This window comes from Acidovorax sp. T1 (genome assembly GCF_002176815.1).
Taxonomy (GTDB): domain Bacteria; phylum Pseudomonadota; class Gammaproteobacteria; order Burkholderiales; family Burkholderiaceae_C; genus Acidovorax.
Genome location: NZ_CP021648.1, coordinates 3,207,212 through 3,221,572, shown reverse-complemented (window position 1 = coordinate 3,221,572; position 14,361 = coordinate 3,207,212). Strand labels below are relative to the sequence as shown.

Genomic DNA, 14,361 nt, shown 5'->3' with positions numbered 1-14,361 from the left:
CTTGATCTGAAAGTGTTATTAAATTACATTCTAGGTCGATATTCTGAGGGAGCATCCCATGCATTCAGTGGTAGCGCGCGTGACGGCTCGCATCATTCAGCGTAGCGCAGACACCCGCGCTGCTTACCTGGCCGTGGTGGACGCCATGGTCCACCGCCGGCCTTCACAAGACCGCATGGGCTGTGCCAACCTGGCCCATGCCTACGCCGCACTGCCGGGCGCCGAAAAGTTCAGGGTCGCCGTTGAAAAGGCGCCCAACATTGGCGTGGTGACGGCCTACAACGACATGTTGTCGGCCCACCAGCCCTACCAGGGTTACCCCGCCATCTTGCGCGACGAAGCCGCCAAAAATCACGCCACGGTCCAGGTCGCAGGTGGCGTGCCGGCCATGTGCGACGGTGTCACGCAGGGCACGCCCGGCATGGAGCTCTCGCTGTTCTCGCGCGATGCCATTGCCATGGCCACGGCGGTGGCGCTGTCGCACGATGTCTTCGATGGCGTGCTGCTGCTCGGTGTGTGCGACAAGATCGTGCCCGGCCTGCTGATTGGCGCGCTGCACTATGGGCACCTGCCCTGCGTGTTTGTGCCCGCGGGCCCCATGGGCTCGGGCCTGTCGAACCATGAAAAATCCAGGGTGCGCGAGCAATTCGCCCAGGGCCTGGTGGGGCGGGGCGAACTGCTCCAAGCCGAGTCGGCCGCGTACCACAGCCCCGGCACCTGCACTTTCTACGGCACGGCCAACAGCAACCAGATGCTGCTCGAAGCCATGGGCCTGCATGTGCCCGGCGCCGCCTTTGCGCACCCGGGCACCGAAGCGCGCGAAGCCTTCACCCGCCAGGCGCTGCGCACCGTGCTCGATATTGGCAAGCGCGGCACACGCTTCACGCCCATCGGGCGCCTGGTGGACGAGCGCTGCATCGTCAACGCCATGGTGGCGTTGCTGGCCACGGGCGGCTCGACCAACCACCTGATCCATTGGGTGGCCATTGCGCGCAGCGCGGGCATCCTGATCGACTGGACGGACTTTGACGAACTCTCGTCCGCCGTGCCGCTGCTGGCCCGCGTGTACCCCAATGGCGACGCGGATGTGAACCAGTTCCAGGCCGCAGGCGGGCCGCCGTGGATCTTGCGTGAGTTGCTCCACGGCGGCTTCATGCACCCCGATGTGGGCAGTGTGAACGCGGGCGGCATCGCGGCGGGTGGGCAGGCGGCGCCGGCGGTGTCGGGCGATGAGTCGGTGCTGCGGCCCGTGGCCCGGCCGTTCTCGCCCACGGGCGGCCTGCGCCTGCTGCAGGGGCGGCTGGGCCGCGCGGTGATCAAGGTGTCTGCCGTGCCCGAAGACCGCCACATCGTCCAGGCCCCGGCCCGTGTGTTCGATTCGCAAGAGGCTTTGTTCGCCGCCTTCAGCGCAGGCGAGGTGCAGCAGGACATGGTCGCCGTGGTGCGCTTTCAGGGCCCGCAGGCCAACGGCATGCCCGAGCTGCACAAGCTCACGCCGCCGCTGGCCGTGCTGCAGAACCAGGGCTTCCAGGTGGCGCTGGTGACCGACGGGCGCATGAGCGGCGCTTCGGGCAAGGTGCCTGCAGCCATCCACGTCACGCCCGAGGCGCTGGCTGGTGGCCCGTTGGCCAAGGTGCGCGATGGCGACATCGTGCGCGTGGATGCCGTGGCCGGCACGCTCGATGTGCTGGTCGATGAAGCCGAATGGGCTGCGCGCACGCCCGCGCCGTACAACGCGCCCGCCGCTACCGGCTTTGGCCGCGAGCTTTTCGCCAACTTTCGCCGCCATGCAGGCGGTGCCGAACAAGGAGCCTGCACATGGCTGTGATCGAATCTTCCGCTGCGCCCATGAACCCTGTCGACATTGCCAGCCATGGCCCCGTCATCCCGGTCATCGTGATCGACCGCGTGGCCGACGCGCTGCCGCTGGCCGAGGCGCTGCTCGCCGGTGGCGTGAAGGTGCTGGAAGTCACGCTGCGCACCCCGGCCGGCCTGCCTGCCATCGAGGCCATTGCCCGCCAGCTGCCCGAGGCCGTGGTGGGCGTGGGCACGGTGCTCAACGCTGACGACGCCCGCCGCGCCAGCGAGGCCGGTGCCCGTTTTGCCGTAAGCCCGGGCTACACGTCTGAGGTGGGCCGTGCCTGCCAGGGCCTGCACCTGCCGCTGTTGCCCGGCGTGGCCACGGCGAGCGAGATCATGGCCGCGCTGGCCGATGGATTCTCGTTTCTCAAGCTCTTTCCGGCCGAGGCGGTGGGCGGCATCCCGCTGCTCAAGGCCTGGGTCAGCCCGTTTGGCACGGTGAGCTTTTGCCCCACGGGCGGCATCACTTCGATCACCGCGCCCAACTACCTGGCGCTGCCCAATGTGCGCTGCGTGGGTGGCTCGTGGCTCACACCCGCCGACGCGGTGCGTGCTGGCGACTGGGCGCGCATCACCCAGCTGGCACGGGCCGCGCAGGCCTTGGGGCGTGGTGGTGACTGAAATTTGGATGAAAAATGGGCTCTAGTGCTTATCCATAAAGCGCTGGTAGCTATTAAAAATGAAGCAATTGTGGTCCGGTGAGGGCTGCGGAGAATGCCGGTCTAAGGCTTCCAGCGCACCGTGACGCGCAGCCCGCCCAGCCCCGGGCTGCGGTCGGTGCCCACCTGCAAATGGTGAAGGCGCGCAATGCGCTGGATGATGGACCAGCCCAGGCCGCTGCCGCTCTGGCCGGTGCCCAGGACCCGAAAAAACCGCTCTCCCAGCCGTGCCAGTTCTTCGGGCGTGAGGCCCGGGCCGCTGTCTTCCACGCTCAGTTGCGCATGATCATCGCCCTGCTCGTCTATCTGTAGCAGTACCTCGGCGCCGTCGGGGCTGTAGCGCAAGGCGTTGTCCAGCAGGTTGCGCAGCAGCACGCGGGTCAGCGGCTCGGGCAACGGGATGTGCACGCCGGGCGCAAGGGGTTCGCGCAGCATGATGCGCTGCTGCCGGCGCGCTGCCGCGCCCTGCAGATCGGCGGTCACCTGGCGCAAAACCTCGGCCAGCGGCGTGTTGTTGCCGCTGTCATGGGTGGATTCGGCATCGAGCCGGGCCAGTTGCAGCAGTTGTTCCACCAGGCGGGTGGCGCGGTCGCAGCCCTGAACCGTGGCTTGTAGGGCCGCGGCGCGCTCTTGCGTGTCGGTGGCACCCTGCGCCACTTGGGCCTGCATCCGGATGCCGGCAATGGGGGTGCGCAACTCGTGCGCCGCGTCGGCGGTGAATTGCTGCTCTGTGGCCAGCAACCGGGCCATGCGCTCGAACAGCTCGTTCAGCGCCGTGACCAGCGGCAGCACCTCGGGCGGCACGCCTGCGGTGGACAGCGGCGCGAGCGACTGCGGCTGGCGCGCGGCCACGGCGTTTCCGAGTCGGCCCAGCGGCCGCACCGAGCCGCGCACTGCCCACCAGATGCCCAGCGCCAGCAGCGGCAGTGCCCACGCCATCGGTTTGAGGATGCTGGTCAGGCTGGCCAGCACGATCTCGCGGCGCACCGACTGCAGCTCGCCCACCACGATGCGCACATCGCGCTCGCGCCCCTGGGTGACGAACACGCGCCAGGCCTTGCCGTCCACCTGGCTGTCGGCAAACCCACGTTGGCGCTGTTGCGCCAGGGGTTCTTGCGGCGCGCTGGCCGAACGGGCCAGCAACTTGTCTTCATGCCAGAGCTGGAACACCACGCGCGGCTGGTGCTTATCCAGGTCGGGCGCCTCGTTCAGGCGGCTTTCGGTCAATTCATCGAGCGGTTGCAGGCGCAGCAGGGCGGCGGTCTGCGCCAGATGGGCATCGAGCAGGTCGCTGACCTCCTCGTCGGTTTCGTGCCAGGCCAGCGCTGCGGCCACGCCCCAAGCCACCAGCACCAGCGTCAGCACCGTGGTCAGCAGCCGGGCCTGCAGTGAGCGCTGTGCGTGTGGCGGGCGGGGGGCGGCGGCGCTGCTCATGCCGGCTCCCGTGCAATGCGGTAGCCCACGCCGCGCACGGTCTCGATCAGGGCCGCGCCCAGCTTGCGCCGCAGGTGGTAGATATGCACTTCGACCGCGTTGCTGTTGATCTCACTGCCCCATTGGTACAGGCGCTGCTCCAGCTGTTCGCGGCTGAGCACGCGCCCGGCGTTGAGCAACAGCGCGTGCAGCAGGTCGTATTCACGGTTGGACAACTCCACCGCCTCGCCGTGGCACCACACCTGGTGCGCCGCCGGGTCCAGTTCTACCGGGCCCGCAGTCAACCGGGTTTCGCTCTGGCCGTGCGCGCGCCGCACCAGGGCGCGCAGGCGGGCGGCCAGCTCATGCAGATCGATGGGTTTGATCAGATAGTCGTCGGCACCCGCATCCAGCCCGGCTATGCGTGCGGGCACGGCGTCGCGGGCCGTGAGCACCAGCACGGGCGTGGTGTTGCGCCGCGCGCGCACCTGGCGCAGCACCTCCATGCCGTCTTGCCGAGGCAGGCCCAGGTCCAGCACGGCAGCCTGGTAGGCGCCGGTGGCCAGCTCGCGCTCGGCTGCCACGCCGTCGCGCACCCAGTCCACCTGGAAGCCGTTTTGCGCCAGGCCGGCGCGGATGCCCGAGCCCAGCAATTCGTCGTCTTCGGCCAGCAGGATGCGCATGAGACGGGGCTCTTTCGGTCAGTGGTCGTTACCGTGGCGATTCTCGCTCCAGCGCGTGGCATCGGCGGCGGGCAGTTGGGGCGCCTGGTCCCACTGCCAGGCCCAGAAGGCGAGCACGCAGGCCAGCACGGCCGCGGCGAGCCAGCCATGGTTGTTTTTCGCCAGGTCGGGCCCCGGGCCTTGCACGCGGCCCGTCAGCATGGGCAATGCCTGGTTCTTGCGGCGCAGCGCACTTAAGAGAGCGATCAGGCCGATATGCGCCAGCACCACGAACAGCAGGGTGTTGCCAAAGAATTCGTGCAGATCCTCCAGCCATTCGCCACCCCATTCGTCCCACACGGCATAGCCGCTGAGGCTGAGCGGCAGCACCAGCGCCAGGATTAGCGCCACAGCCATTGCCATCAGCAGGTTTTGCCCAGGCCGCCAGGTGGCCTGAAGGGCGCTGGGCGAGCGCACGGCGGCCAGGGACTTCAGCCATGCCGGCAGCCCCTGCAGCTTGCGCCACAGCACCGAGATGCGGGCCTGGCGCGGCCCGAACAGACCCCACAGCAGGCGTGCCACCACCAGCCCGGCTAGCGTGTAGCCCAGCGTGACATGCACCAGCCGCCAGCGCTCGCCGTCGGCGGTGACGTAAGCCACCGTGAAGCTCAGCGCCATCAGCCAGTGCAGCATGCGCGTGGTGGCATCGACCACACGGCGGGTGGCCGGTCGGGGCGTTGGCGCTTGCGCCGGGGACGGCGCGGAAGCGGAAGAGGGCGAGGCGGTAGAAAGGGTGTCAGAAGTCATGGTGGTTCTCACTTCGGGATGCGGACGCGGTCGTCGTCAAAGTCGCCCTGGTCGGCGCGGGTGTGGCAGGCCATGCAGTTGGCGCGGCTGCCCACGGCGGTGCGCTTCCAGACGGCGGGCTCCACCGCGCGGTGCTTGCGCTCGAACCAGGCAGATTGGGTGATGCGGTCTTGCGGCGGCGCCTCGCGCACGCGCTGGTAGGTGCCCGCATGGGCTTCGAGCCAGGTGCTGATCTGGCGCACCATGGCCGGGTCGAGTGAGGCGTCGGTGCCGTAATGCTGGTCCAGCCCTTTCATCATGCGGCTCCACGAACTGGCGGGCAGCATGCCGGGCGGGTAGGCCATGTGGCAGGCGGCGCACTCCTGCTGGTAGGCCGGCAGCATGGCGCGGGCGGGCATCGCGCGGCTGTCGGCCCAGGCGGCGGGCAGTGCGCAGGCCAGCGCCAGCAGGGCGGACGACCGGCGAACAGTGCGCACAAACGGCGTGTGGGCCAGGGTGGTTGCGGTGCGGTTCATGGCTTTTCCTTGGCGGTTTGGGGTGGGTTTTTGGCATCCAACTGCAGCAGCCAGGCCAACACGTCGGCCTTTTCGACGGCGGTGCATTCGCGGCTCAGCACGTCGTTGCAGTTGCGGCGAAACCATTTGTCCACCTTGGCGGTGTCGGTAAAGCGCTCGGGATTGAACGCCGGCGCCAGCGGGGTGATGGTCTTGCCCGTGCGGGCGTGGCGTGTGGACGTGGTGGGCGGATTGCCATGGCACGAGGCGCACGACCATTCGCCGCCATGGCGGCTGGTGAAAAACACACGGCCGCGCTCGGCGCTGACGGGCTTGCCGGAGGCCTCGCTCCAGCGCTGCATCTGCGCGGCGGCCGTGGTGTCGCCGGCATGGGCGGGCGCCAGGGCAAAGGCCAGTGCCAGCAGGGCGGCCACACGGGTGAGAAAGGTGGTGAGTGGGGTGTGCATGCCGCCATGGTGCAAGGCGGGCATGAAGAATGGCTTAAGACGCGCCTTGCTGGGGCGCGCATGCGTCCGGCAGATTGTTTTATTGAAAATGGCCGAAAGCGCTTGTCCAATAAGCGCTAACAGCTATTAAAAAAGAAGCATTCCGGCGCGGAATGGTGTGGACTGCGGCAGGGCCCTGGCAACCGGCCTCGTCGCGCGTGCTTGTCGCACTGCACCCCTATCATGTCCATGGGCATTCGCCCCATTTCGCCAACATTCAACCAAGAGAGGGGGACTACACCATGGATTTTGTTCAGGCAATCCAATCGTGCCTGGGGCAGTACGCCACGTTTTCGGGGCGCGCATCACGCTCCGAGTACTGGTGGTTTTTTCTGTTCCAGGTGGTAGTGATGATCATTGCCGGCATGCTCGGTGACGTGGTTTACGGCCTGGCCTCGCTGGCGCTGCTGTTTCCGGCACTGGCCGTGGGCACGCGCCGCCTGCACGACATTGGCCGCACGGGCTGGTGGCAACTGCTTTTGTTGACCGGGATTGGTTTTTTTGTACTGCTGTACTGGTGGGTGCAGCCCGGCGAGGGATCGACCAACACCTACGGCGCGCCCTTCGTCGCATGAAAAAAGCCCGCAGGCCATAAGACCTGCGGGCTCTTTGTGGGGCTGCGCAGCCATGAAGGCTGCGCAGGGACCGGGCAATTACATGCCCATGCCGCCCATGCCACCCATGCCGCCCATGTCAGGCATGCCGCCGCCAGCACCGGCTTCTTCCTTCGGTGCGTCAGCCACCATGCACTCAGTCGTCAGCAGCAGAGATGCCACCGATGCTGCGTTTTGCAGGGCCGTGCGGGTGACCTTGGTGGGGTCCAGAATGCCCAATTCGAGCATGTCGCCGTAGCTGTCGTTGGCAGCGTTGAAGCCAAAGTTGCCCTTGCCGGCCAACACAGCGTTCACCACCACCGAGGCTTCGCCGCCGGCGTTGTTCACGATTTCGCGCAGAGGCGCTTCGATGGCCTTCAGCACCAGGGCAATGCCGTGGTCCTGGTCGGCGTTGTCACCCTTGATGGAGGTGCCAACCGCTTGCTTGGCGCGCAGCAGAGCCACGCCGCCACCGGCCACAACGCCTTCTTCCACCGCTGCGCGCGTAGCGTGCAGTGCGTCTTCCACGCGGGCCTTCTTTTCTTTCATTTCGACTTCGGTGGCAGCGCCGACCTTGATCACGGCCACACCGCCAGCCAGCTTGGCCACGCGTTCTTGCAGCTTTTCGCGGTCGTAGTCGGACGTGGCTTCTTCGATCTGCACGCGCACTTGCTTGACGCGGGCTTCGATGTCAGCAGCAGCACCGGCGCCGTCGATGATGATGGTGTTTTCCTTGCCCACTTCGATGCGCTTGGCTTGGCCCAGGTCGGCCAGGGTGACCTTTTCGAGCGTCAGGCCCACTTCTTCAGCGATGACCTTGCCGCCCGTCAGGATGGCGATGTCTTCCAGCATGGCCTTGCGACGGTCGCCGAAGCCAGGAGCCTTCACAGCCACAACCTTCAGGATGCCGCGGATCGTGTTGACCACCAGCGTAGCCAGGGCTTCGCCTTCGACTTCTTCGGCAATGATCAGCAGCGGACGGCCAGCCTTGGCAACTTGCTCCAGCGTGGGCAGCAGGTCGCGGATGTTGCTGATCTTCTTGTCGAACAGCAGCACGAAGGGGTTGTCCAGAATCGCGGATTGCTTTTCGGGGTTGTTGATGAAGTAGGGCGACAGGTAGCCGCGGTCAAACTGCATGCCTTCGACGACGTCCAGTTCGCTGTCCAGCGACTTGCCGTCTTCCACGGTGATCACGCCTTCCTTGCCAACCTTGTCCATGGCGTCAGCGATCAGCTTGCCGATGGTTTCGTCGGAGTTGGCGGAGATCGAACCCACTTGGGCGATTTCCTTGGAGGTGGTGGTGGGCTTGGAAGCCTTCTTCAGCTCGGCAACCAGGGCCGTCACAGCCTTGTCGATACCGCGCTTGAGGTCCATCGGGTTGATGCCAGCGGCCACGTACTTGAAGCCTTCGCGCACGATGGCTTGTGCCAGCACCGTAGCGGTGGTGGTGCCGTCACCAGCGTTGTCGCTGGTCTTGGAGGCCACTTCCTTCACGAGCTGGGCGCCCATGTTCTGCAGCTTGTCCTTGAGTTCGATTTCCTTGGCCACGGACACACCGTCCTTGGTCACGGTAGGGGCGCCGAACGAGCGCTCCAGCACCACGTTACGGCCCTTGGGGCCCAGCGTGACCTTGACTGCGTTGGCCAGGATGTTCACGCCTTCAACCATGCGTGCGCGGGCTTCGCCGCCGAAAACTACGTCTTTTGCTGCCATTTTGGAGCTCCTGAAAATTTGATTCGAATTGGCTGCTAGCGCTTATTCAATAAGCGGGAGAAGCTATGAAAAGATGAGTGATTCAGAGGGCGAGAAATTACTTCTCGACCACTGCAAACAAATCGTCTTCTTTCATGACCAAGAGTTCGTCGCCCTTGACCTTGACGGTCTGGCCCGAGTACTTGCCGAACAGAACGCGGTCGCCGACCTTCACGTTCAGGGCGATCAGCTCGCCCTTGTCGTTCTTCTTGCCGGGGCCGACGGCCAGCACTTCACCTTGATCGGGCTTTTCGGCGGCGTTGTCGGGGATCACGATGCCGGAGGCGGTCGTGGTTTCGCTTTCGATACGCTTGACGATCACGCGATCGTGCAGAGGGCGAAGGTTCATTGCATTGCTCCTGTTGACTGACAATAAAAAGCTGGATTACGAAGCGCCCGAAATTTCGGACGCCACCAAACTTCCTCCGCACAAGTGCTTGTTAGCACTCATTCGGGGTGAGTGCTAATGATACGGGCATTTGTGTCTATTTCAAGACCTTCCCCGCCGTTTGGGGGATTGGGGGAGTGGAGACGTGCTGCGGGCAGGCGCTGTGGAGGGGCCGCACCAAGCAGGCTGGATGGTTGCTGCGTATCCACGGTTTCGGCTGGATTCTTTTGCTATTGAAGTGATAGCTATATGCGCAACATCATCAAGCGCTGGAGCCTGTTTTTCTGGATATAGGCAGTGCCCTGGCAATGCAACCGGCTCAGGCCCCCAGCTTGATCACCACTGCTTCCAGCGCCATGGACCGGATGGTGACGGCCGCTGCGTCGGCATCGGCGTGGTCGCTGTAGGGGCCCACCCGCACCCGCAGCCGGCGTTTTTTGGCCGTGAGAATTTCCTGTCGGAATGCGGGCAGTCCTTCATTGAGCAACCGCGCCTGGGCCCTGCGGGCATTGGCTTCGTTGGCAAAAAGACCCACGTTGATGTAGTAGCCAGGCGCGGTGCCCACCACTGGCAGGGCGTTGTTGTTTTCGGCCGAGGCAGCTGCCGTGTCGGGAGCCAATGCCTTGGCCTGGGATGGCGATGCGCGCTTGGCGGGAGCGGTGGGCGCGGTGGCCATGGTGGGGCGCGAGGCCCGCTCCATCGGTGCTGCGGAAGGGGCAGGCGCTAAGGACGCCGGTTCGGGTGGAGCCTGCGCCGGTTCGGGGGCGGCCGGCGGCGCCGGGATGGCTGCCGCCTCGGACGCAGAGCGTTGGGGTGGCGTGGCGGCGCTTGTCGCCGCCGGTGCATCGGTTTTTTGGGGTGCTGATGCGGTTGGTGTGGGCGTGGCCGGGTCCGCGCTTTGCGGTGCTACCGTGGAGGGAATCGCCAGGTAGACACCGGCAGCGGCCAGCGCCAGCGCCAGGTTGCCCGCCGCCAGCCAGGCCAGCCGTTTCCAGGAGCTGGCTTGCCGTGCCAGCAGCGCGCGGGTTTCGTTCAAGGTGTGTGTGGCGGTCAGTGCCCGTGCAATTTTCTTGTGGGCGTCGGCATGCAGCAGGGCATTGCCGTAAAGGCCGGGCACGGCGCAACCGAGCAGAAAAAACGCCCCGACCACGCCCCATTCCACTGCCTGGGGCCATTGCAGCAGCGGCCGCCCCAGGCCGAACACCAGCAGCGCCAGGCCCTCGGCGGCCGCCACATACACCAGCGCCGCGCCCCACAGCTGGCGAAACACCATCCAGTTCAGGGTGCACAGGCTGGCCGCCCAGTTCCAGCTGGTGGTGGTGCGGCCGGCCTCATCAAAGCGCGCAAAAACCGGCAGGTAACGGGACAGATGGACGGGCCCCAGCGCCGCGCTGTACAGGGCCGTCATGGCGCTATCGGAGCGGGGCTTGGACGGCTGAAGGGCGGTGGTGGCTGCAGGGTCCGTGGCGGCGTGCATGGCCGATTCTGGCATGTGCCGCTGCGCCCGCCACGGGGTGTTGCGCCAGTGTTGCAACGGCGCAGCGGCCGTGCCCGCTACTGCGCTAAGCACTTCGGCGCCGATGCAGGTTAACAGGCGCTGCGATAGAGGTGAAAATGGCTTCTGGCGCTTTCTGTGAAAGCGCTTGAAGCTATCAATAACGAAGCAAAATGGGGCGTGACAGGGCCCTTGGTGCCTACGCTCCCCGCACCATTGCCAGGATCTGGCCAGCATCCAGCGTGGCGGCCTTTTGCTGGATTTGCGGCAGGTATTGCGTCTGCAGCTGCTTGGCGGGGCCGAGCAGGTTTTGGAAGCTGTCGCGCAGCATGGTCGTGCTCATCACGCGGCCGCCCGCGTAGTAGCGTCGGGCCACCTGCCCCAGCGCATAGGTGGTGGCAAACGAGAACGCCATGCCCGTGGCCGCGCTGCCCATGCCGCCAATGGTTCGACCCACTGCCTTGCCCAGCAGGCCACCGAGCAGCTTGCGGCCAAACTGCTCCAGGTATTGCGACGTGAGGCCCACCCCGGCGGCGGCAATGAACTCCTTGATGTGTCCTTGGTCCAGTTCCACGCCGTGGGCCTTGCCAATGCCGTACACCATCTTCACCTGTAGCGGGATGATGGCCATCGACGCCCAGGACTGCGGCAGTAGCTCCAGCGCGCCGTTGAGCAGGGCGTAGTTGAGGATGGATTTGTCCAGATCCGCATCCGATGTGCCCATGGTGGGTGCGGCGCCCGCTGCCGCGGTGGTTGCGGGCAGGGCGGCCGGAATGGCATTTTCGGCCACCTCCACCAGCGCATCTGCTTCCTGGTCAAACGCGGCGGTCTGCTGACCATCGAGCTGCAGCACCGTTTTGAGTGTCGCCAGAAAATCGCGTTCGGCAGCCGTCTGGCGGCCGTCCACATCGCACACGCACACCGCCATTTCGTAGGCCAGCTGACGGTGCATGGGTTCGCTCAAGGCCTCGGCAGCTGTCTGCACGCCGGTGCGCTGCAGCAGCACGTCCTGGTAGATGCGCGGCAGGTCAACCAGGTCCGCATCGCCAGCCAGTGACTGGGCGATGCGGCGGATCTCTTCCCGCTCGGCGTCGTCTTTGTTGCCGTCCGCAAACGCGGCCAAGAGGGCGATGGTGAGGATGGATTTTTGCTGGTCCAGTGTCATGCGTTGCAGCTCGCGGGGAGTGGTGAATAAAGGAAGGAGGGCGTGAAAAGCACGTACCCCGGCGCACGACAAAAGAGGCCGCGCGGGCATGTGCGAAACATATGCAGTCTAGGCAAGCGCGTTTCAACGCCACAGACTGTGGGGAATTGGCAGCGCGAAGTTACCGGGTGCTTCTGACGCCCCGTTGGTGGGGATTGCGCACTTCCATTGGGCCTTGCAGCGTCTGCGCGCAGCCGCTCGAATCGCCTACAGTGCCGCATGGCCCACTGCCTTTTTCCGTGATGGATCGCACCCGATGAACATTGCCCATCTGCTCAGCCGCAGCGCCCAGCGCTACCCCGATCAACCCGCCGTGCTGCACGGCGACCAGGTGCTGCTGAGCTACGGCGCCCTGGGTGCGCGCACCGCGGCCCTGGCAGCCTGGCTGCGCAAGCAGGGCGGCGTAGCGCCCGGCGACCGCGTGGCCATCTACGCCGCCAATTGTCCGGAATATCTGGAGGCGCTGCATGCTGTTTTGTGGGCGGGCGCGGTGTCGGTGCCGGTCAACTACAAACTGCATGCCAAAGAGCTGGCGCATGTGCTGGCTGATTCCGGGGCGTGCATGGTTCTGGCATCGCAATCGCTCGCCTCGGCCGCGCGCGAGGCCGGCGCATCGGAGGTTGGCCTGCTGCTCTTCGGCTCTGATGCCTATCGGGCTGCCGTGTTGCATCCACCCATGGAGGTCCACGACCGTGCCCCGCAGGATGTTGCATCGCTGTTCTACACCTCGGGTACCACCGGCCGCCCCAAGGGTGTGATGCAGACGCACCGCAACCTGCTGGCCATGACGGCCTGCTATTTCACCGACGTGGACGACATCGCCCCGGGCGATGCCATGGTCTATGCCGCGCCCATGTCGCACGGCGCGGGGCTCTACAACTACGCCCAGGTGCTGCGGGGCGCACGCCACGTCGTGCCCGTGTCGGGCGGCTTTGATCCCGCCGAGCTGGTGCAGCTGGCCGCCTCGGTGGGCCAGCTCACGCTGTTTGCGGCGCCGACCATGGTGCACCGGCTGGTGGAGCATGTGCGGGCCACGGGCGCTGACGTGGCGGGCTTCAAGACCATCGTGTACGGCGGTGGCCCCATGTATGCCGACGACCTGCGCCAGGCCTTGGCCACCATGGGCAACCGCCTCGTGCAGATCTACGGCCAGGGCGAAAGCCCGATGACCATTACCGCACTGGCCCGCGCGCAGCTGGCCGACCGCAACCACCCGCGCTGGGCCGAGCGCATGGCCTCGGTCGGCGTGGCGCAGTCGCTGGTGGAGGTGCGCGTGGTCGATGCGGCCGGACAGCCACTGCCTGCGGGCGAGACGGGCGAGGTGGTAGTGCGCGGCGAGACCGTGATGTCCGGCTACTGGAACAACCCCACCGCCACGTTCCAGACGCTGCGCGATGGTTGGCTCTGCACCGGGGACATGGGGCAACTGGATGGCGACGGTTTTCTCACGCTCAAGGACCGCTCCAAGGACGTGATCATCTCCGGCGGCTCCAACATCTACCCGCGCGAGGTGGAGGAAGTGCTGCTGCTGCACCCCCAGGTGCGTGAGGTGGCAGTGATTGGCCAGCGCGATGCCGACTGGGGCGAGGTGGTGGTCGCCTTTGTCGTGGCGGGCGATGGCGGGCCGGTGGAGGATGCCGCGCTCGACGCCCTGTGCCACGACCACATTGCGCGCTTCAAGCGGCCCAAGGCGTACCGGTGGGTGCAGGCGCTGCCCAAGAACAGCTACGGAAAGGTGCTCAAGACGGCGTTGAGGGAGATGCTTGGGTGAAAAAAACCTGGCCTGCAAAGGCCAATGCTTCGGTCTAGCATCGTGGGCTGAATTTTTCTGCGAACCCGCCATGACCACCAAAACCCTCAAGATCGATTTCGTTTCCGACGTCTCCTGCCCCTGGTGCATCATCGGCCTCCAGGCGCTGGAACAGGCTGCGGACCGGCTCAAGGGCGAAGTCGCGCTCGACCTGCACTTCCAGCCCTTCGAGCTGAACCCGCAGATGGCCGCCGAAGGCCAGGACATTGGCGAGCACCTGCACGAAAAGTACGGCGCCTCGCCTGAGCAGAGCCAGAAGAACCGCGAGGCCATTGCCGCGCGCGGGGCGGAGCTGGGTTTCACTTTCAACATGGACAAGCGCAGCCGCATCTACAACACGTTTGATGCGCACCGGCTGCTGCACTGGGCCCAAGAGAAGGGTCTGCAGTCCGCGCTCAAGAAGGCGCTGTTCAAGGCCTATTTCACCGACGGCCAAAGCCCTGGCGACCATGGGGTGCTGGTGCGCGTGGCGGGCGAGGTGGGGCTGGATGCCAACGCGGCGCGCGAGCTGCTGGCCTCAGACCGCTATGCCAGCGAGGTGCGCCAGCGCGAGCAGTTCTATCAGCAGCAGGGCATTCACTCGGTGCCCGCGATCATCATCAATGACCGCCACCTGATCTCGGGTGGGCAGCCGGTGGAGGTGTTCGAGCAGGCGCTGCGCCAGATTGCGGCACAGGGTTGACCGGATGAATCTGCTCTTCAATTAATAGCTGCTTGC

General features: G+C 65.8%; 14 protein-coding genes. 5 read left to right on the top strand and 9 right to left on the bottom strand.

Features of this window, described 5'->3' with window-relative positions:
* Positions 1 to 58: 58 nt before the first annotated feature.
* Both edd and eda read left to right on the top strand, forming a co-directional pair.
* Positions 59 to 1,828 carry a phosphogluconate dehydratase gene (gene edd / locus CCX87_RS15030; RefSeq protein ID WP_087747526.1) on the top strand — a complete coding sequence of 590 codons (1,770 nt, stop codon included), beginning with the start codon at positions 59 to 61 and terminating at the stop codon, positions 1,826 to 1,828.
* The gene (gene eda / locus CCX87_RS15025) at positions 1,819 to 2,481 is read left to right on the top strand and encodes a bifunctional 4-hydroxy-2-oxoglutarate aldolase/2-dehydro-3-deoxy-phosphogluconate aldolase (RefSeq protein ID WP_087747525.1); all 663 of its coding nucleotides are present in this window, start codon (positions 1,819 to 1,821) and stop codon (positions 2,479 to 2,481) included. The genes edd and eda overlap by 10 nt, the downstream gene beginning before the upstream one ends.
* Positions 2,482 to 2,582: 101 nt before the next feature.
* Here the strand turns inward: eda and CCX87_RS15020 are convergent, their stop codons facing one another.
* The 5 genes from CCX87_RS15020 to CCX87_RS15000 are packed head-to-tail and all read right to left on the bottom strand — an operon-like array spanning position 2,583 to position 6,386.
* Positions 2,583 to 3,953: an ATP-binding protein gene (locus CCX87_RS15020; RefSeq protein WP_087747524.1), complete on the bottom strand. Its 1,371-nt coding sequence runs from the start codon at positions 3,951 to 3,953 to the stop codon at positions 2,583 to 2,585.
* Positions 3,950 to 4,615: a response regulator gene (locus CCX87_RS15015; protein ID WP_087747523.1), complete on the bottom strand. Its 666-nt coding sequence runs from the start codon at positions 4,613 to 4,615 to the stop codon at positions 3,950 to 3,952. Before CCX87_RS15015 ends, CCX87_RS15020 begins: the two co-directional genes overlap by 4 nt.
* Before the next feature lie 18 nt (positions 4,616 to 4,633).
* Complete coding sequence (locus tag CCX87_RS15010) at positions 4,634 to 5,401, bottom strand: cytochrome b/b6 domain-containing protein (protein WP_087747522.1); 768 nt, start codon at positions 5,399 to 5,401, stop codon at positions 4,634 to 4,636.
* An 8-nt stretch (positions 5,402 to 5,409) separates the two neighbouring features.
* Positions 5,410 to 5,916 carry a diheme cytochrome c gene (locus CCX87_RS15005; RefSeq protein WP_087747521.1) on the bottom strand — a complete coding sequence of 169 codons (507 nt, stop codon included), beginning with the start codon at positions 5,914 to 5,916 and terminating at the stop codon, positions 5,410 to 5,412.
* Positions 5,913 to 6,386: a DUF1924 domain-containing protein gene (locus CCX87_RS15000; RefSeq protein ID WP_087747520.1), complete on the bottom strand. Its 474-nt coding sequence runs from the start codon at positions 6,384 to 6,386 to the stop codon at positions 5,913 to 5,915. The genes CCX87_RS15005 and CCX87_RS15000 overlap by 4 nt, the downstream gene beginning before the upstream one ends.
* A 257-nt stretch (positions 6,387 to 6,643) precedes the next feature.
* Here CCX87_RS15000 and CCX87_RS14995 point away from each other — a divergent pair, with 257 nt between their 5' ends.
* Entirely contained in the window at positions 6,644 to 6,976 is a 333-nt protein-coding gene (locus tag CCX87_RS14995; RefSeq protein WP_087747519.1) for a DUF805 domain-containing protein, read from the top strand.
* A gap of 78 nt (positions 6,977 to 7,054) precedes the next feature.
* On the opposite strand, the gene groL is transcribed toward CCX87_RS14995, so the two are convergent.
* The 4 genes from groL to CCX87_RS14975 form a co-directional block, all read right to left on the bottom strand.
* Positions 7,055 to 8,707 (bottom strand): chaperonin GroEL, encoded by a 1,653-nt coding sequence (gene groL, locus CCX87_RS14990; RefSeq protein ID WP_086911376.1) that lies wholly within the window; start codon positions 8,705 to 8,707, stop codon positions 7,055 to 7,057.
* 97 nt (positions 8,708 to 8,804) lie between these two features.
* Positions 8,805 to 9,095 (bottom strand): co-chaperone GroES, encoded by a 291-nt coding sequence (locus CCX87_RS14985; RefSeq protein WP_005799501.1) that lies wholly within the window; start codon positions 9,093 to 9,095, stop codon positions 8,805 to 8,807.
* A 358-nt stretch (positions 9,096 to 9,453) separates the two neighbouring features.
* Positions 9,454 to 10,611, bottom strand: coding sequence for an SPOR domain-containing protein (locus CCX87_RS14980; protein ID WP_087747518.1), 1,158 nt, complete (start codon positions 10,609 to 10,611; stop codon positions 9,454 to 9,456).
* A 217-nt stretch (positions 10,612 to 10,828) separates the two neighbouring features.
* Positions 10,829 to 11,794, bottom strand: a complete 966-nt coding sequence (locus tag CCX87_RS14975) for a YcjF family protein (protein WP_087747517.1) — start codon at positions 11,792 to 11,794, stop codon at positions 10,829 to 10,831.
* A 295-nt stretch (positions 11,795 to 12,089) separates the two neighbouring features.
* Between CCX87_RS14975 and CCX87_RS14970 the strand changes: the two genes are divergently transcribed.
* Together CCX87_RS14970 and CCX87_RS14965 are read left to right on the top strand one after the other, a co-directional pair.
* Entirely contained in the window at positions 12,090 to 13,604 is a 1,515-nt protein-coding gene (locus CCX87_RS14970) for a class I adenylate-forming enzyme family protein (RefSeq protein ID WP_087747516.1), read from the top strand.
* A gap of 70 nt (positions 13,605 to 13,674) precedes the next feature.
* The gene (locus tag CCX87_RS14965) at positions 13,675 to 14,325 is read left to right on the top strand and encodes a DsbA family oxidoreductase (RefSeq protein WP_087747515.1); all 651 of its coding nucleotides are present in this window, start codon (positions 13,675 to 13,677) and stop codon (positions 14,323 to 14,325) included.
* The last annotated feature ends 36 nt before the right edge of the window (positions 14,326 to 14,361 follow it).